General features: G+C 76.6%; 14 protein-coding genes. 6 read left to right on the forward strand and 8 right to left on the reverse strand.

Features of this window, described 5'->3' with window-relative positions:
* Positions 1-194 precede the first annotated feature (194 nt).
* A complete protein-coding gene (locus AC3WUG_RS05450; RefSeq protein ID WP_492326731.1) occupies positions 195-1,277 on the forward strand; it encodes a PQQ-dependent sugar dehydrogenase in 1,083 nt (360 codons plus the stop codon).
* An 88-nt stretch (positions 1,278-1,365) separates the two neighbouring features.
* Here AC3WUG_RS05450 and AC3WUG_RS05455 read toward each other — a convergent pair whose 3' ends face one another.
* Entirely contained in the window at positions 1,366-4,293 is a 2,928-nt protein-coding gene (locus AC3WUG_RS05455; protein WP_492326732.1) for a glycoside hydrolase family 3 protein, read from the reverse strand.
* A gap of 130 nt (positions 4,294-4,423) precedes the next feature.
* Positions 4,424-5,137, reverse strand: coding sequence for a LytR/AlgR family response regulator transcription factor (locus tag AC3WUG_RS05460; protein ID WP_492326733.1), 714 nt, complete (start codon positions 5,135-5,137; stop codon positions 4,424-4,426).
* 119 nt (positions 5,138-5,256) lie between these two features.
* Here AC3WUG_RS05460 and AC3WUG_RS05465 point away from each other — a divergent pair, with 119 nt between their 5' ends.
* Positions 5,257-5,871, forward strand: a complete 615-nt coding sequence (locus tag AC3WUG_RS05465) for a TetR/AcrR family transcriptional regulator (RefSeq protein WP_492326734.1) — start codon at positions 5,257-5,259, stop codon at positions 5,869-5,871.
* Between the two features lie 18 nt (positions 5,872-5,889).
* On the opposite strand, the gene AC3WUG_RS05470 is transcribed toward AC3WUG_RS05465, so the two are convergent.
* Complete coding sequence (locus AC3WUG_RS05470; protein WP_492326735.1) at positions 5,890-7,254, reverse strand: MFS transporter; 1,365 nt, start codon at positions 7,252-7,254, stop codon at positions 5,890-5,892.
* A gap of 121 nt (positions 7,255-7,375) precedes the next feature.
* Between AC3WUG_RS05470 and AC3WUG_RS05475 the strand changes: the two genes are divergently transcribed.
* Positions 7,376-8,995 (forward strand): methyl-accepting chemotaxis protein, encoded by a 1,620-nt coding sequence (locus AC3WUG_RS05475; protein ID WP_492326736.1) that lies wholly within the window; start codon positions 7,376-7,378, stop codon positions 8,993-8,995.
* A 263-nt stretch (positions 8,996-9,258) separates the two neighbouring features.
* Here AC3WUG_RS05475 and AC3WUG_RS05480 read toward each other — a convergent pair whose 3' ends face one another.
* Both AC3WUG_RS05480 and AC3WUG_RS05485 read right to left on the reverse strand, forming a co-directional pair.
* Positions 9,259-10,419: a GDSL-type esterase/lipase family protein gene (locus AC3WUG_RS05480; protein WP_492326737.1), complete on the reverse strand. Its 1,161-nt coding sequence runs from the start codon at positions 10,417-10,419 to the stop codon at positions 9,259-9,261.
* Entirely contained in the window at positions 10,416-11,006 is a 591-nt protein-coding gene (locus AC3WUG_RS05485) for a TetR/AcrR family transcriptional regulator (protein ID WP_492326738.1), read from the reverse strand. The genes AC3WUG_RS05480 and AC3WUG_RS05485 overlap by 4 nt, the downstream gene beginning before the upstream one ends.
* Positions 11,007-11,078: 72 nt before the next feature.
* Here AC3WUG_RS05485 and AC3WUG_RS05490 point away from each other — a divergent pair, with 72 nt between their 5' ends.
* The 3 genes from AC3WUG_RS05490 to AC3WUG_RS05500 all read left to right on the forward strand — a co-directional run bounded on the left by AC3WUG_RS05490 (position 11,079) and on the right by AC3WUG_RS05500 (position 13,311).
* Entirely contained in the window at positions 11,079-11,927 is an 849-nt protein-coding gene (locus AC3WUG_RS05490; protein WP_492326739.1) for an HAD hydrolase family protein, read from the forward strand.
* Positions 11,928-12,172: 245 nt separating this feature from the next.
* A complete protein-coding gene (locus AC3WUG_RS05495; RefSeq protein ID WP_492326740.1) occupies positions 12,173-12,628 on the forward strand; it encodes a hypothetical protein in 456 nt (151 codons plus the stop codon).
* 5 nt (positions 12,629-12,633) lie between these two features.
* On the forward strand, positions 12,634-13,311 hold the full coding sequence (locus AC3WUG_RS05500) for a hypothetical protein (RefSeq protein WP_492326741.1): 678 nt from the start codon (positions 12,634-12,636) through the stop codon (positions 13,309-13,311).
* A gap of 25 nt (positions 13,312-13,336) precedes the next feature.
* Here the strand turns inward: AC3WUG_RS05500 and AC3WUG_RS05505 are convergent, their stop codons facing one another.
* The 3 genes from AC3WUG_RS05505 to AC3WUG_RS05515 all read right to left on the reverse strand — a co-directional run bounded on the left by AC3WUG_RS05505 (position 13,337) and on the right by AC3WUG_RS05515 (position 17,140).
* Positions 13,337-13,606 (reverse strand): hypothetical protein, encoded by a 270-nt coding sequence (locus AC3WUG_RS05505; RefSeq protein ID WP_492326742.1) that lies wholly within the window; start codon positions 13,604-13,606, stop codon positions 13,337-13,339.
* A 578-nt stretch (positions 13,607-14,184) separates the two neighbouring features.
* Positions 14,185-15,381: an acyltransferase family protein gene (locus AC3WUG_RS05510; RefSeq protein WP_492326743.1), complete on the reverse strand. Its 1,197-nt coding sequence runs from the start codon at positions 15,379-15,381 to the stop codon at positions 14,185-14,187.
* 133 nt (positions 15,382-15,514) lie between these two features.
* Positions 15,515-17,140 (reverse strand): MFS transporter, encoded by a 1,626-nt coding sequence (locus AC3WUG_RS05515; RefSeq protein ID WP_492326744.1) that lies wholly within the window; start codon positions 17,138-17,140, stop codon positions 15,515-15,517.
* Positions 17,141-17,212: the final 72 nt, after the last annotated feature.

A 17,212-nucleotide genomic window follows, 5' to 3' on the forward strand; every position in this document is an offset into this window, starting at 1 on the left:
GGTCGGCCGCCCTCCCCCGTCCCCTAGGTCCCGGTCCCGCGCGGGGCCGGCGGCCCTGCCCGGGATCTCCACGTCTCCCGTGCAGCCCGTCCGCGCGCGCGTCCCGGGCGCGGCGGGGACGATGGCCGGGGCGGCGACCGCAGGCCCCCGCACCGCCCGCAGCCGACCGCACCGCCCCGACGACGGGAGGCCCGATGACCCGCACACGGCTCGCCGCGGCCGCCGCCCTGCTCGCGGTGGTCCTCGCGGCGGCGTGCACCCCGCCGCCTGCCGCCGAGCCCACCGACCCGGCCACCCCCGCGCCGCCGGGCGCGGTCGCCACCCCGACCGCGGCGCCCGAGGACGTGCTCACGGGGCTCGACGTCCCGTGGTCGGTGGCCTTCCTCGGCGACACCCCCCTGATCAGCACGCGGGAGCGCGCCGAGGTGCTCGAGCCGACCGGCGACGGCGGGACCCGCGTCGTCGGGACCGTGCCCGACGTGGCCCCGTCCGGCGAGGGCGGCCTCCTGGGCCTGGCCGTCGCCGACGGGTACCTCTACGCCTACGCGACCACCGCCGACGGCAACCGCGTCGACCGGTTCCCGGTCGAGGGCGACCCCGGTGCGCTGGGGCTCGGGCCGCGCGAACCGGTGCTCGACGGCATCCCCGCCGCGGCGAACCACGACGGCGGCCGGATCGCGTTCGGGCCCGACGGGATGCTCTACGTCGGCACCGGCGACGCCGGCCGGCGGGACGCGGCGCAGGACCCCGGGTCGCTCGCGGGCAAGATCCTCCGGGTCACCCCGGACGGCGCCGTCCCCGGGGACAACCCGTTCCCGGGCTCCCCGGTGTGGAGCCTCGGGCACCGCAACGTCCAGGGCCTGGCGTGGTCGGACGACGGCGCGCTGTACGCGACCGAGTTCGGCCAGGACACCTGGGACGAGCTCAACGTGATCACCCCGGGCGCCAACTACGGCTGGCCGGTGGTCGAGGGGATCGCCGGGCGCGAGGGATATGTCGACCCGGTCCAGCAGTGGACCCCCGACGCCGCGAGCCCCAGCGGCGTCGCCTTCCTCGACGGGACCCTGTACGTGGCGAACCTCAAGGGCTCGGTGCTGCGCGCGGTGCCGACCGCGGCGCCGGGCACGGCCGTCGACCTGTTCGCGGGCACCTACGGGCGGCTGCGGGACGCGGTCGCGGCGCCCGACGGGTCGCTCTGGGTGGTCACCGGCAACACCGACGGCCGCGGCACCCCGCGCGCGGGGGACGACCGGGTGCTGCGGGTGCCGCTCCGGTAGCCCCGGCGCGATCTCAGCAGGGACGGGTCGAGGTCGGCACCCGGGGGTGCCGACCTCGACCCGCTGCCGTCGCCGGCGGTGAGCCGGGTCAGCTCACCGGCGCGCCCTCGTCCACGCGGGTCGCCGGCCGCGGCGCACCCGGCGTCCCGCCGCCGGAGCGACGCTGCCGCACGAGCCTCCGGGTCACCAGCACGACCGCGCCGACCAGCAGCAGCCCGACGAGGACGTCGGCCGCGTACAGCGCCCACTTCCACGGCGGCGTCACGGCGACGAGCCGGCTGTCGGCCGCGAGGCCGTTCATCGCGTTGGACGCGGTCACCGCGTAGGCGATGTGGTGCGCGGCGCGCCGCATGTCGGCGACGACCGACGGGGTCATCTGGTCGTCGGTCAGCTTCCACAGCGTCGCGTCGGTGTTGAGCCACAGGTCGGTGCCGGCGTCGAGGCCCGCGCGCAGGTCCTCGTAGGCGAACACCTCGAACGAGGCCTGGTCGGTGACGACGACGCCCTCGAAGCCCCACTCGTCGCGCAGCGCGCCGGTCATCAGGCCGGCGTGCGCGCCGCTCCAGGTCGCCCCGAGGCGGTTCATCGACGCCATCATGCCGCGGGCGCCGCCGTCCCGGACCGCCATCTCGAACGGCGCCAGGTAGAGCTGGCGGACGGCCTGCTCGTCGGCGAACGTGGCCAGGCCGATGCGGTCGGTCTCCTGGTCGTTGAGCGCGAAGTGCTTCATGAAGACGAGGACGCCCTTCGACTGCGCGCCCTCGACGACCGCCGCGCTCATCGCGCCCGACAGGACCGGGTCCTCCGAGTAGTACTCGAAGTTCCGGCCGCTGTACGGCGAGCGGTGGATGTTGGCCGCCGGGCCGTACCAGCCCGCGACGCCGAGGTCGAGGGAGTCCTCGCCGATCGCCGCGCCGAACTCCTCCGCGAGCGCGTCGTCCCAGGACGACGCCAGGACGACCGCCGGCGGGTAGCCCATGCCGCCCTGGCCGCCGACGAGGGTGTCGGAGATGCCGGCGGGGCCGTCCTTGTCGACGGTCGCGGGGAGCTGGATCGAGTCGACGCGCTTGGTGGCGTAGCCGCCGATCCGGGTGAGCGCGTCGAGCTCGGTCACCGTCATCTGGTCGAGCAGCGCGTCCCACGACGGGGAGTCGTAGGGCTCGCCCACCAGGGTGGCGGCGGACAGCTCGCCGTACTCCTCGCTCACGGTCCCGGTGGCCGGCAGCTCGGCGTCCGGGTCCTCGACGTCCGGGATCTCCAGGTCCGCGAGCAGCGCGTCGGGGGCCGCCCAGGCGCCGTCGGCGTAGGTCGTCGGCCAGGTGCCGGTCCAGTCGGAGCGGCTCAGGTAGGTGAAGCCCTCGTCGTAGGTCCGCAGGTCGACGTCGTCGAACTGGTTGGTCACGGGCGCGCCGGTCTCGGCGGACACCGCGTAGGTGGTGGCGTCGCGCGCGTCGACGGTCGTCGACCAGGCGAACGCCGCGTCGCCGTCCGCGTCCATGCCGTCGGCCGTCGTGAAGCCCTTGGCGGCGAGGATGTTGTTCAGCGCGACGTGGGCGTCCGTGCCGGCGGCGAGGTAGTGGTCACCCGCGTCGACGACGTAGGTGCCCGCGCCGTCGGCGTCGTAGGACTTCATCAGCTCGCGCGGGACCTCGACGGTGACCGTCTCGGACGCGCCCGGCTCCAGCGACGCGGTCTTGGCGTACCCGGCCAGCTCGACGGCGGGCTTCTCGACGCCGTGCGCGCGGTCCTCGTCCGTGTACGGCTGCTGCAGGTAGACCTGCACGACGTCCCGGCCCGCGGCGTCGCCGGAGTTGGTGACCGTGACGGCGACCTCGAACGCGTCGTCGCCCTCGGTCACGGCGTAGTCGGACCAGTCGAAGGTCGTGTACGACCCCCCGTAGCCGAACGGGTACTGCACGGCGGTGGCGTAGTCGAAGTCGCCGACGCCCGCGGCACCGAGGACCGTGTCCTCGTACCGGGTCTCGTAGTACCGGTACCCGACGTACACGCCCTCGGCGTAGACCATGTACTTGTCCCCGCGGTCGACCTCGGAGTTCGTGAGGTCGTACGAGCCCAGGTTCGCGATGCTCGGGGCGCTCGTCGAGTCGTAGGCGTAGGTGTCGACGAGCGCGCCCGACGGGTTCACCTCGCCGGAGAGCACCTGCCCCACCGCGGCCGCGCCGGTCTGGCCGAAGGAGCCGACCCAGAGCGCCGCGCTGACCGGGTACTCCTCGAGGAAGCCGAGCTCGACCGGGTTCTGCGTGTTCAGCAGGACGACCACGGTGTCGAACTCGTCGGTGACGGCCGCGAGCAGGTCCCGCTCCTCCGCGGTGAGCTGGAGGTAGGTGCCGTCGCCGGCGCCGCCGGTCGCGATCAGGTCCTTGCTCTCGCCGCCGGAGCGGCCGAGCACGACGACCGCGGCGTCGGCGTAGTCCGCGTAGGACGCCCGGACCTCGTCGGTGTAGACGCCCTGCGGGACCTCGTTCACCGCGAACGCGCCCTCGCCGTACACGTCGGGCGTGGTCTTGCGGTAGTCCTGGCCGGGGCCCGACTCGTAGAAGTCCCACAGCGTCGGGTTCACCTCGAACCCGGCGTCCGCGAACGACTGCTCCAGGGTCACGGCCTTCGACGTGTCGACGGAGCCGGCACCGCCGCCGCCGTAGACGGGGTCGACCGCGTCCTGGCCGAACACGCTGATCCGCGCGTCGCCGGCGAGCGGCAGGGAACCGTCGTTCTCCAGCAGGGTGATGCCGCCGGCGGAGATCCGGGTGCCGACGTCGGCCAGGTGCGCCTGCCGGTCGTCGTCGGACGTGAAGCCGGAGGTGAAGTACTCGGCGTCGGTGCCGTCGGCCGAGACCACCTTCTGGGTGGGCTGGTCGAGGTAGACCGAGATCAGGTCGGAGTACGTGGTGGCGTAGGCGTTGCCGACGACGAGCCCGCCGGCGAGCGCGGCGCACAGGACGTACGCGCCGACCGCGACGGGTGTCGACAGCCGCCTGGGCTGCTTCGTGGACATCGATGACCTCATCTCTCACGGGTCGTCGACTGCGACGCCCTGGGGGTGCGCGGCGATCGAAGCACCGGGACCGGGTCCGGCCCGGGGCCGGGGAACAACTCGCGTCGCGCGGCGCACAACCTGTCGCGCGTCAGGCGCCCCGCGCCGCCAGCCGGTCCGTGAGGGCGGCGAGGAACGCGGCGCGGTGCGGCCGGCTCACCGGCACCTCGCGCCCGGTCACCAGCCGGCAGGTGGCCTGCCGGACGGCCACGACGTGCCGCAGGTTGACCAGGTAGCCGTGGTGGCAGCGGAAGAACCCGTGCGGGGCGAGGTCGCGCTCGCGCTGCTTGAGCGGCCCGGCGACGGCGTACCGGCCGTCGAGCGTGTCGACCACGACCCGGCGCCGGGAGGCCTCCAGGCAGACGACGTCGGCGGTGCTCAGCCGCAGCGGGCCGTCCTCGGCCACGAGGTCGACCGTGGCGTCCGCGCGGGACCGCGCGCGCTCCACGGCCCGGTCGATCTCGCGCGCCAGCGCGTCGTACGGCACGGGCTTGAGCAGGAAGCCGAGCGCCCCGACCGCGTAGCCCCGGACCGCCTGCGCCGCGGCGTTCGTGACGAACACGATCGCGACGTCGGGGTCCCGGCGGCGGACCAGCTCGGCCGCGGCGAGGCCGTCGAGCCCGGGCATCCCGACGTCCAGGAGCAGCAGGTCCGTCCCCGGTCGGTACCCGGCGACCAGCCCCGTGCCGTCCGTGTACCGCCTGACGTGCAGCGGGACGCCGCGCTCGGCCTGGTACCGGCGCAGCGCGGCGGTCAGGCGCTGCACGGCGACGTCCTCGTCCTCGACGACCGCGACCTCGATCACCGGCGGGCTCCTCGCTCCGGGGGCGGTGCGCGGGGTGCGCGGCGCCGTGGCGGGTCGAAAATCTAGCCTGCTTGTTTTTCGCTGTCGAGGGGAGGTCGGGGCCTCGCTAGGGTGTCGGCATGCCCACCGAGACCCGCCCCCGGCGCGGCCCGTACGGCAAGACGCGCGGCCGCGTCGAGACCCTCGGCCGCGTCGCCCACGAGCTGGTCGTCGAGGCGGGTCACCGGAGCCTGACGATGGCGGAGGTCGCCCGGCGCGCGCAGCTCACCGAGGCCCAGGTGCTGCACCTGTTCCCGTCCCGGGACCACCTGCTGGTCGCGGCGCTCGAGCACGCGGACGCCCGCCTGCGCCCCGAGCCCGGTACGCCGGGGCTCGCCGAGGTGCCGGACCCGGAGGCCACCCTCGCGGCGGCGATCCGCGCCCAGCACTCCGACCCGCACGTCGTCCGGCTGTTCGCCAGCATGTGCGCCGAGGGCCTCGACCCCGGCCACCCCGCGCACGCCTGGCTCGCCGAGCGCACCCGGCGCACCGTCGCGAGCTACGCGCAGATCCTGCGCGAGCTCCAGGCGGCCGGGTGGGCGCACCCCGACGTGGACCCGGAGCGGTTCGGCCGGCAGCTGGTGGCGCTGTGGGACGGCGCGCAGGCGCAGTGGCTCCTGGACCCGTCGACGGACCTTGGCTCCGAGGTCGCGGCGGGGCTGCGGGTGCTCGCCCGGCACGACGCCGGCGCGTGAGGTCCTCACGCCGCGCGCTCACCCCCGGCGCGGCCCCAGCGCCCGGTCCACCGCCGCCAGGACCGTCGCGCCCGCGCCCGCGGCGAGCACCAGCCAGCCGATCGCGCGCAGCCCCGCGTCGGTCGGCTGCTCCCCGAACACGAGCCCGATCACTGCGGACGACCCGATCGCGGCGAGGTACACCGAGGTCCGGGACAGCCCGGAGGCGGTGCCGATCTGGTCCGGCGGCGCCTGCCGGTACAGCGCCGCCTGGTTCGACACCGACGCCAGCCCCTGCGGCACCCCGAACACCGCGGCCACCACGAGCAGCAGCCACACCGGCGACGCCGAGGTCAGCACGAGCAGCAGCGTGCCGCCGGTCACCGCCAGCGCCCCGGCGACGACCAGCGGCGGCCGGAGCCGGGTGTTCCGCGCGACGGCGACGGACGCCAGCCCGGCGAGCACCGCCGTCGGCAGCTGGAGCAGCCCGGCGGCGTCGGGGTCGTAGCCGGCCGCGCCCTGGAGCCACTGGGAGTACCCGTAGACCACGGAGTACGCGGCGAGGTACACGAGGAACATCCGCGCGTAGGTCCGGGTCAGCGCGCCGTTGCGCGCGAGCATCCGCACGTCGACGAACGGCGCCGCCCGTCCCCGCTCCCAGAGCACGAACGCCACCAGCAGCAGCACCGCGGCGGCGAGCAGCCACCACAGCGGGCGGGCGAGCTCCAGCAGGAACACCAGCAGCGCCGCGAGGCCGGTCGCGAACAGCACGATGCCGAGCACGTCGACGCCGGCGCGCGGCCCCGGCGCCTCCCGCCGCGGCCGCTCGTCGTCGCGCGGCACCCAGGCCGCCGTCATCGCCAGGGCGACGAGGGCGAGCGGCACGTTGACCAGGAAGATCGCCCGCCAGTCGAACGCCGCGATCAGCACGCCCCCGAGCACCGGCCCGACCGCGGACGTGGTGAGGCTCGCGATCGACAGGCCGGACAGCAGCGCGGGCGGCGTCGGCCGGCCCGCCCGGCGGGACTGGTCGCTGATCAGCGTCATCGCCGACGGGTACGCGGTGGACGTGCCGAGCCCGATGAGCACCCGCGCCGCGAGCACGCCGCCGAACCCGGACCACAGCAGCGGCAGGACCCCGGCGACCAGCACGCCGACCAGGCCGGCCGTGTAGACCCGGCGCGGGCCGAGCAGGTCCGCGAACCGGCCCATCACGGGCTGGGCGACCGCGCTCGCGAGGTACAGGCCGGCGACCAGCCAGATCGCGCGGGACGTCGGGATGCCCAGGTCCCGGGAGATCGGCACCAGCGCGACCGAGATCATCGTGGTGTTGATGGGGTTCAGGACGGGGCCGATCAGCACCGGCGCGACGAACCGGGGACCGAATCCGCGTTCTGAGGGCACGGCTCCCCACGCTACGTCGCCGGGGGCGGCGGGGTTCACCCGGGCGGACCTCTCCCGCGCACCGCGCCGCTGCCGATGGGAGGCGGCGTCCGACCCACCCCCCACCCGAAACGGCGGTCCCGTGACCAGCAGCTGGAACCGGCAGTCCATCGGCGCGCGCATGGCGGCGGTCTTCGGGCTGCTGACCTCGCTCATCGTCGTCGCGATCGCGCTGGGCGTCGTCACCGCGCAGGTGCAGCGGTCCTACGCCGAGCGGATCGCAGACGCCGACCGGGTGCTGCGGCTGGCCGAGGAGGCGCGGTTCCAGATCGCCGACGCCACCGGGTGGCAGGGCCTGGTGGTCGCGGACGCGGCGGCCCAGGGACCGGAGGCGGCGCTGGCCGACTCGGCGTACAACCGCAGCAGCCTGCTCGCGACCGGGGCGGACGTGCGCGCGTGGCTCGCGGACCTCGACACCACCGGAGCGACGGCCGAGGAGCAGCGGGCGTTCGACGGGCTCGCGGGCGCCTGGGACTCCTTCTTCGCGGGCGACGACGAGGTGGTCGCCCTGCTCGCGACCGGCGACCCCGCGGACTACGCGGCCGCGCTGACCTCCATCAACGAGGGCGCCGCCGGCGCGTCGTACGACGAGGTGCTGACGCTGGCGGACCAGATCCAGGCCTCGGCCGAGGAGCGGGTGCAGGACCTGCAGGCGCGGCAGCAGGCCGAGCAGGAGCAGGGCCGCGCGGTGCTCGTGGGGCTCGGGGTGCTGTCCGCGGCGTTCGCGGCGTACGCCGGGCGCAAGGTCACCCGGGACATCGCGGGGCCGGCCGGCCGCATCTCCGAGGTCGCGGCCGCGCTCGCGCAGGGCGACCTGACGCGCCGCACCGGCCTGGACGCGGGCGGCGAGATCTCCCGTGCGGGCAAGGCGCTCGACGACGCGGTGGCCGCGGTGTCGGCGCTGGTCGGCCAGGTCGCCCGCACCGCGCAGGGCTCGGACGCCACCGTCGGCTCGCTGCGCGGCGCCGCGGCCGAGGGCGCCGCCGCGGCGCGGGAGACCAGCGCGCAGGTCGGCGCCGTCTCCGCGTCCGCGGAGCAGGTGTCCCGGAACGTGCAGGCGGTCGCGGCGGGCGCCGAGCAGATGGGCGCGAGCATCCGCGAGATCGCGCAGAACGCGACGCAGGCCGCGAAGGTGGCCACGGAGGCGATGTCCGAGGTGAGCGCGACGAACGCGACCGTGGCCCGCCTCGGCGCCTCCTCCCAGGAGATCGGGGACGTCGTCAAGGTGATCACGTCCATCGCCGAGCAGACCAACCTCCTCGCGCTCAACGCCACCATCGAGGCCGCGCGCGCCGGGGAGGCCGGCAAGGGCTTCGCGGTCGTCGCGGGCGAGGTCAAGGAGCTCGCGACCGAGACCGCCCGCGCCACCGAGGACATCGCCCGCCGGGTCGAGGCGATCCAGGGCGACACGACCGGGGCGGTCGACGCGATCGACGGCATCTCGCGCATCATCGGCCGGATCAACGACTACCAGCTGACGATCGCCTCCGCGGTCGAGGAGCAGACGGCGACCACGTCCGAGATGTCCCGCGGCGTCGCCGAGGCGGCCACCGGGGCCGGCGAGATCGCGGCGGGGCTGGGGTCGGTCGCGGCCGCGGCGGAGCTCAGCGCGGGCACGCTGGCGCGCGTCGACGGCGACATGGCGCGGGTGGCGGACGCGTCGCGCGACCTGGCGACGCAGATCGCGGCGTTCCGGGTCTGAGACCTGCGGGTCAGCGCCGGCGCGCGGCCCGGACCAGGCTCACGGCGAACCACACGACGGCGGAGACCGTCAGCACGACCACCACCGCGAGCGTGACGTGCCAGGGCTTGATCGCGCTCACGGTCCTCCGTCGGGTCGTCCCGGTGCCGCCCCGGGGGGCGGGGCGCCTCCGGTGCGGGCGGCCCGGCGTCGACGCTACCGACCGGAGCGCGCCCGCGTGGCCGGTTCGGCGACCGGATGTCCCGCCGGGGCCCCGGCCGGCGTCAGCCCCGCGGCGCCCCGAGCGGCCCGCCCGCCGCGAACGCCGTCGCGGCGAACCGCTCGCCGATCAGCCGGTGCGTCGCGGCGTCCGGGTGCAGCTCGTCGGGCAGCGGGTGCGCCGCGGCGTCCGCCTCGCCGTACAGCGACAGCCCGTCCAGCAGGTGCAGGTGCGGGTCGTCCGTCCGGCGCCCCGCCACGGCGGCCAGGGCGTCCCGGACCACCCGCAGGGTGAGCCGGCCGTTCGACAGGTCGTCCCCGCCCGTCGCCACGAACCGCACCCGGCCCGCGGCGAGCTCGGCCGGGTCGAACGCCCCGGGCCCGGGGGTGTCCTCGTGGATCCCGCAGAAGATCGGCGTGACGAGCACCAGCGGGGTGTCGGGGTGGCCGTCGCGCACGGTGTCGAGGAACCCGTGCACCGCCGCCTCGAACGTCCGCCGCCGCATGCCGTCGAGGTTCACGACGTTGATGCCGAGCGCCACGCTGATCAGGTCGGCCGGCGCGTCGCGGATCACGCGGGCGGTCGCCGGGTCGACGAGCGCGCTGCCGCCCAGGCCCACGTTCCGCAGGTCGACCCCGCCGAGCCGCGCCGCGACCCCCGGCCAGGTGCCGGCCGGGGTCGCCGCGTTGGAGCCCTGGCTGATCGACGAGCCGTGGTGCACCCACACCGGGCGGTCGTCGGGCGCGGGGCGGACCGGCGCGTCGGCCCGCAGGGCCACGACCTCGACCGACTCGTTGTGCGGCAGCCACACCTCGACCGTCGTGTCCCCCGCGGGCAGGCCGGCGAGCACGACGGTCTGCGGCGCGCCGGGGAGCAGCGCGGACGCCCCCGTCGCGAGGTCGGTCTCGATCGCGTCGCCGCCGGTCAGCGGCTCGCTCGCGAGCACGGCCCCGTCCACGACCAGGTCGACGGCGCCGCGCGGGCGCTCGACCTGCCGGTAGGCCAGGCGGGTCGGGTGCAGGACGACCTCGACGGCGGTGGCCTCGGTCGCGAACGCCAGCCGGACGCCGGAGGGCTGCGCCTCCATCGCCGCCAGCTGCGGGTCGCCGAGCTGCCGGCCCACCCACGCGGGCAGCCGGTGCGGCCGCAGCCCGCGCGCGGTGCGCTCGGTCCAGGCGGCGCCGCGGACCAGCGCGGCGAGGTCGGTCGGGGGGACGTCGATCATGCGGGGGTGTCCTCGGTGTCGGGGGCGGGCCAGGCCCGCAGCAGGGAGTCGAGCGCGTCGACCGTCCGGCCCCAGGAGTCCGCCGGGGCGGGCGCGCTGTGGTCGAAGCTGCCGATGCGCTCGAGCTGGACGAAGCCGTTGATGGTGCTGCCGAGCAGCCGGATGACGTGCACACGCTGGTCGGCCGGGACGGCGTAGCCGCGCAGCAGGGCGTCGGTGAGCGCGACGACGTCCACCGCCGACGGCGCGGCGACGGCGGCCGGGCCCGCGCGGCGCTGCATCGCCGCCCAGCGGCCGGGGTGCTCGCGCGCGTAGTCGCGGAACGCGTCGGCGTACCCGCGCAGCGCGTCCCGGCCCGACCGCCCGGCGATCCCCGTGGCGATCCGCGCCGCCACCTCGGCCATCGCGAGGGCGGTGACGCCGTCGAGCAGCGCGCCGCGGTCCCGGACGTGCGCGTACAGGCTGGCGGTCTGCACCCCCAGCCGCCGGGCGACGGCGGACAGCGTGAGCGCGTCGAAACCGGCCTCGTCGGCCAGCGCCGCGGCGTCGGCGACGACGAGGGCGGGGGTCAGTCCGGCGCGCGTCACGACCTACAACCTACACCCTGTAGGTTTTTGCCATACACCCGTAGCCCGCGGTGGGTGCGGGAGGATGGGGGCGTGACTCCCGCGCCCTCGGCCCCCCGGTACGTGTTCCTCGACGTCGACGGGACCTACGCGCACCACGGCGAGGTCCCCCCGGGGCACGAGCGGGTCGTGCGCGCCGCCCGGGCCAACGGGCACCGCGTCCTGCTGTGCACCGGCCGCCCGATGTCGATGCTCCCGGAGCGGGTCCGCGCGGCGGGGTTCGACGGGGTCGTGGCGTCGGCCGGCGGCTACGTCGAGGTCGACGGCGTGGTGCTGCGCGACCAGCGGTTCCCGCCCGACCTCGCGGCGCGGGCCGTCGAGGTGCTGGACCGGCACGACGCCGCCTACCTCCTGGAGGCGCCCGGCGCGCTGTACGGCCGGCCCGGCGTCGACCGCCGGCTCGGGGAGCTGCTCGGCGGCCACTTCGGCCGCGCCGACGGCGGCACCGACGGCGCCGCGAGCCCGCTCGAGATCCTCAAGGCGCTGGAGACGCGCGAGGACCTCGGCTCCTGCTCGTTCGCCAAGATCACCTACTTCGGCGCGGCGGTCCCGTGGCCGGAGCTCGGCGCGGAGCTCGGGGACCGCCTCGGCATCCTGCCCAGCTCGATCGCCGCGATGGGCGAGTCCGCGGGCGAGATCTACCTGGTCGGCGTGCACAAGGCGCTCGGCATCGAGGCGGTCACGGCGCACTTCGGCGTCCCGCGCGAGCACGTGATCGCGTTCGGGGACGGGCTCAACGACCTGGAGATGCTCGAGCACGCCGGGACCGGTGTCGCCATCGAGGGGGCAGACCCGCGGGTGCTGGCCGTCGCCGACCTGGTCGTGGCCGGGCCGCAGGCCGAGGGTCTGGTCGAGGGGTTCGCGCGCGTCGGCCTGGTCTGACGCCTCAGTCGACCCAGACCACCACGCCGGTCACCCCGCCCAGCACGGAGGCGACCCCGGCGCGCACCGCCCGGTCGGCCCGCTCGGCGGTGAACGTCGCCGGGTCGTGGTCGGAGGCCGAGCCGGGCGCAGGCGCGGACGCCTGACGCGCTCGACCGACCCGGGGATCGGGCCGGCGGAGCGGAGCCGGATCCGGGCCGCGGAAGCCGCACGCGGCGGCGGGTCGCTGGCCTAGCGTGGCGGTGATGAGCCTGCCCACCGCCCCGCCACCGCCACCTCCGGCCGCACCGGGTCCGCGCCTCGTGCCGCCGTCGTCGACCGCGCACCTCGCGGCGCGCCTGGTCCTGCTCGTCGTGGTGCTGGCCTCGGTCGCCTACGCGCTGCTGCGGCCCGCGGGCGCCGACCGGTCGGGCCTCGGCTCGTACGACGCCCCGGACGCCCTCCTCGCGCTCGGAGTGCTCGTCGCGCTGACCGTGACGATCATCGCGAGCCCAGAGCCCCGGCTGGCGACCCGGTGGGCGTGGTTCTGGCTCGTCGCCTACGTCTGGCCGGCGGCGGTCGTCTACCTGCTGCTGGAGCCGACGGCGGCGTGGCGGCGCGAGCCGGCCCGCGCGCCCGGGCGCCGGCTCACGGGCGGGTGGGGCTTGCTGATCGGCCTGCTGCTCGGCACGCCGCTCACCGCGCTGCTCGCCTCGCGCTGAGCACCGTGACCAGCGTCCTCGTCCCCGCCGCCACGCTCCCGGCCGGGCGCCCGGTGCGGCCGTCGTCGCGCCTGCACCTGGTGGTGCGGCTGGTGCTGCTCGCGGTGCTCGCCGCGGGCGCCGTGCAGGCGACGCTGCGCCCGGTCGACCGCACGGCGGACCAGCTGGAGGCGGCGCTGGCCGCGGGCGAGGTCGCGACGATGACCATCGAGCGACCGACCGTCCCGACGATCGGCGGGGTCGGGGTGGCGTGGACCGGCGACGGCCGGCCCGGGCGCGCGACCTACCGGTTCGACTCGATCTCGGACGAGCCGGTCGACGAGGGCCGCCGGCTGCTCGCCGCGGCGGCCGCGTCACCGCGGGACGTCGAGGTGCGGCAGGTCGAGGAGCTCCCCACGCGCTCGAGCCCGGCGTGGCAGCTGTACCTGGGGCTCGGTGCCCTCGTCGCGCTGCCGCTCACCCTGATCGCCGGACCCGAGCCGCGGCTCGCGACGCGCTGGGCGTGGTTCTGGCTGGGCGTGCACGCGTGGCCGGTCGCGATCGCCTACCTCGCGCTGGAGCCGACGCCGGCCTGGGACCGCCGCGGGCTCACCGCGCCGGAGCGCCGGCTCACGGCGGGCTGGGCGTTCCTGCTCGGGCTGCTGCTCGGCCCGCCGCTGCTGCGCGCGCTGACGGGCACCTGACCGGCGCCCGACCCGCGCGGCGGGATCACCAGCCGGCGACCTGCCGCAGCCCCTCGGCCGGCGTGAGCTGCACGAGCGAGAAGCCGCCCACGTCCTCGACCTCCAGGCTGACCGCGACGGCCCGGCCGCGCTGGTGCCGGCCGACCCACTCGAGCACCTCGAGCACGTCGCCGCCGTCGACCAGCCGCCAGCGCTCCGCGGGTGCGCCCGCCGAGGCCAGGAAGTCGACGACGTACACCGGGTGCTCCACCTGGACCCACGAGTACCGCGTGCCCACGTCCCGTACCGCCTGCATCCGCCGCACCCCTCTCGCGCGTGTCGTCCGCACCGAGTGTGGCCGCCGCAGATGAACGCCGGGCGTCCAGGAGATGGGGACTTCCTGAGAGCCGCTCGGCACGCGCGCCCCTTGTCCCTGGTGCGCTCCTGGCACTGTGGGTCCCGGGGTTCGCCGCCCTGCTCGCCGGCCCGGTCGCCGCGCTCGCGGCCGCCGCGCTGCCGGTGCTCGCCGCCGCCCGCCGGGCGGTCGCCGGGGGCGGCACCGGCGTCGTCGCGGGGATCGACGTCGTGCGCGCGCCGCGCCGGCAGCCGGACCGGGCCGACACCCCCGTCGACGGCCACCTGCCCGCGGCGGACTGGCTCCCGGTCGGCACGGTCGTCCCGCTGCCCGGGGACCCGGCCGCCGCCGCCCCGACGCCGGGCACGGCGGTCGACCGCCGGGGCAGAGGCCCGACCGCGGTGCCGAGGTCGGTGGTTCGTCGCGAGGTCGGTGGTTGCAGGCACCGAACTCGGCGGGAACTACCGACCTCGACGCCCGGCGCGGGCCGGGCGCGCGGCGTGGCGCGGCGGGCGCGGGGCCCGGGCGGCTCGGCGCCGTCAGCGCACCGGCTCCGCGCGGCGCGCGAGCCGCCCGCCGACCGCGCGGGCCAGCCGGTGCGACGGCCGCTCGACCACGCGGAAGAACCCCTCGGCCAGCAGCAGCGCAGCCGGCACGGTGAGCAGCAGCACCGCGGGCGAGGTCCAGCCCGTCAGGTAGCCGACCGCGACGACGACCGGCTCGTGCACCAGGTACAGGCTGAACGACCGGGTGCCGAGCCAGCGCACCGCCGGCCGGCTCAGCGGCCGGGCGAGCGGCCCGAGCGCCGCGAGCACGAGCAGCCCCGCGCCCGCCGCCTGGAGGACCCGGGTCAGCGCGACCGCGCCGAGCGGCACGTCCGCCCGCTCACCGCCGAGGTCCAGCAGCCAGTAGCTCGTCGTGAGCAGCACCGCCGCGACGAGCACGCCCGCCCAGGCGACCCGGCCCCAGCGCGCGGTGACCGCGGCGACCCGGTCCCGGCCGACGGCCAGCACGCAGCCGAGCGCGAACAGCGGCAGCTGGTAGAGCGCGCCGAGCGCGTAGGGCTGGTCGACCGGACCGGTCGCGGCACCCACCCAGGCGACGGCCGCGAGCGCCCCGAGGACCAGCGGCGCCCAGTGCCGCAGCCGGGTCGCCGCGAGCACGAACAGCGGCAGGAGCAGGGAGAACAGCACCTCCCAGCGCAGCGACCACAGCGCGGTCATCGTCGAGCCGGCCGGCCCGGCGAGCAGGAGCAGGTCGCCGAGGACCCCGGCCCGACCGACGTCGCCGTGGAACGCGAGCCACGGGCTGAGCCCCGACGGGTCGCCGACGGGCACCGCGATCCGCAGGGCCACCGCGAGCACCACAGCGGCCCACACCGGCAGGTACAGCCGGAGCAGCCGCTGCGGGTAGTACGGGCCCCACCGGTGCGACGGGCGGGTCGCGGCGACCGTGAGCACGAACCCGCTCAGCACGAAGAACACCTGCACCGCGACCTCGCCCTCCCAGAGCAGGTGCAGCGGCGTCGCCGACACGACCTGGACGAGCGCGCTCCGCGGGGCGGCCGGGTCGTCGTGCACCGCCATCAGCGCCGGCGTCAGCAGCAGCGAGTGGTGCACCAGGACGACGAGCGCGGCGACGCCGCGCAGGCCGTCGAGGCCCGGCAGCCGACCGCCGCCCGCGCCCGCTGCCGGCGCGCCGGGGACCGGGCCGCGGACGGTCGTGGGGACGGACATCGCCACCTCCGGGTCGGGGGCCGTCCCGGGCGGCCGACGGCGCCCGGCCTCACGACCCGAGGCTCCGTTGATAGCCCAGCGCCCGGGCAGGCATGTCCGATTTGCGCGGTTTTCGCCCGATCGGACGTACCGATCAGCCCGCCCGGCCCTCGTCCTCCCCGGGGCGGTAGCGCGGGAGGCGGCTCGCCGGCAGCGCGGCGACGGCGCTCAGGCCGGCGAGCACCAGCAGCCCGACCCGCAGCGTGTCCAGCCGGACCTGCTCGTTGACCGCCACGGCCGCGTCGACCTGCGCGGGGTCGGCGTCGGTCCGGGACCGCAGCGCCTCGCGGAGGTCGTCGTTGCTGACGAAGTCGACGGAGTCGAGGTCGACCTGCGCGACCAGCGAGGGCGGCAGCTCCGGGTGCGCGAGCACGGCGCGCCCGACCCCGATTCCGAGGATCGTCACGAGCAGCGCGCCGACCAGGGCGGTGCCGACCGCCGACGCGAGGTTCTGCGTGGTGCCGCGGATCGCGCCGACGTCCCCGGCCTGCTCCCGCGGCGCGGCGGTGACCAGCACGTTGAACACGATCGTCACCAGCGCGCCCTGGCCGACCCCGAACACCACCAGCCCGAGGACGGTCGGCAGCGTCTCCCAGTTGTTCGTCACGACCAGCGACAGCCAGGTCAGCGCGGCGGTGGTGAGCCCGAAGCCGGCGAGCGCGATCGTGCGCGGCGGGAACCGGCCGTACAGCCGGACCACGAGCGTGGCGACGACGAGCACCGTGAGGTTGAACGGCATCATCGCCAGGGCGGTGTCGAGCGGGGTGCGCCCCTGCACGATCTGGATGTAGAGCGGCACGGTGAAGTTCAGCGCCGCCTCGAGCGCGACCACCGTGAACATCGCGTAGACCGCCGCGCGCTCCTGCGGCGCGCCGAGCACCGACAGGTCGACGAGCGGGGTCCGCCCGGCCGCGACCCGGCGGCGGGTCCACCGCACGAACGCCTGCCCGAGCACGACGCCGAGGACGACGAGGACCGGGGCCGGCGAGACCCCCGCCACGTCGAACGGCGCACCCGGCGCGGCGAGCAGCAGGCCCCACGCGTCGAGGTTCTGGAAGCCGACGGACACCAGGACCACCCCGGCCCCGACGAGCACCGCCCCGACCGCGTCGACCCGGACCGCCGGGTCGCCGGGGACCGGGTGCAGCCGGGTGCTCAGCACCAGCACCGCCACGGCCAGCGCCAGGGCGACGCCGAACACGGGGCGCCAGCCGACGAGGGTGCCCAGCACCCCGCCGAGCAGGAACGCGGCGACCCCCGCGAGCGCGCGCGCCGAGCCGAGGGACCCGATGGCGGTGGCCCGCTGGTCGCCGACGTAGCTCTGGGCGATGAGCGCGACCAGCGAGGGCACGATGACGGCGGCGGACGCGCCCGCGAGCGCCTGCGCCGCGATGACCCAGCCGACGGAGGGCGCGAGCAGCATGAGCAGGCTCGACACCGCGAACGTGCTGACCACGGCCCGGAACGCGCGGACCCAGCCGAGCCGCTGCCCGACCTTCGCCCCGGTCATCACCAGGGCGGCGACCGACAGGCCGTAGGTCACGATCGCGCCGCTCACGGCGGTCGGGGGGACCCCGAAGTCGGCGACCATGCCGCCGATGGACACCGGCAACGAGGCCAGGTTGAAGGCCATCAGCACCTGCGCCAGGAACAGGCAGACCAGGGGCAGCCACGACGCGCGCCGCCCCGCGGGCGCGTCCGCCCGGATCCCCTCGCTCATGCGCCGCCCCCTCCCGGCCGCGGTCCCGTCACCGGCCCGTGCGGGCGGTGGGCCCAGGGTCCTCCCACCTGC

The organism is Cellulomonas sp. EB106-03-03-XG116 (assembly GCF_058792015.1).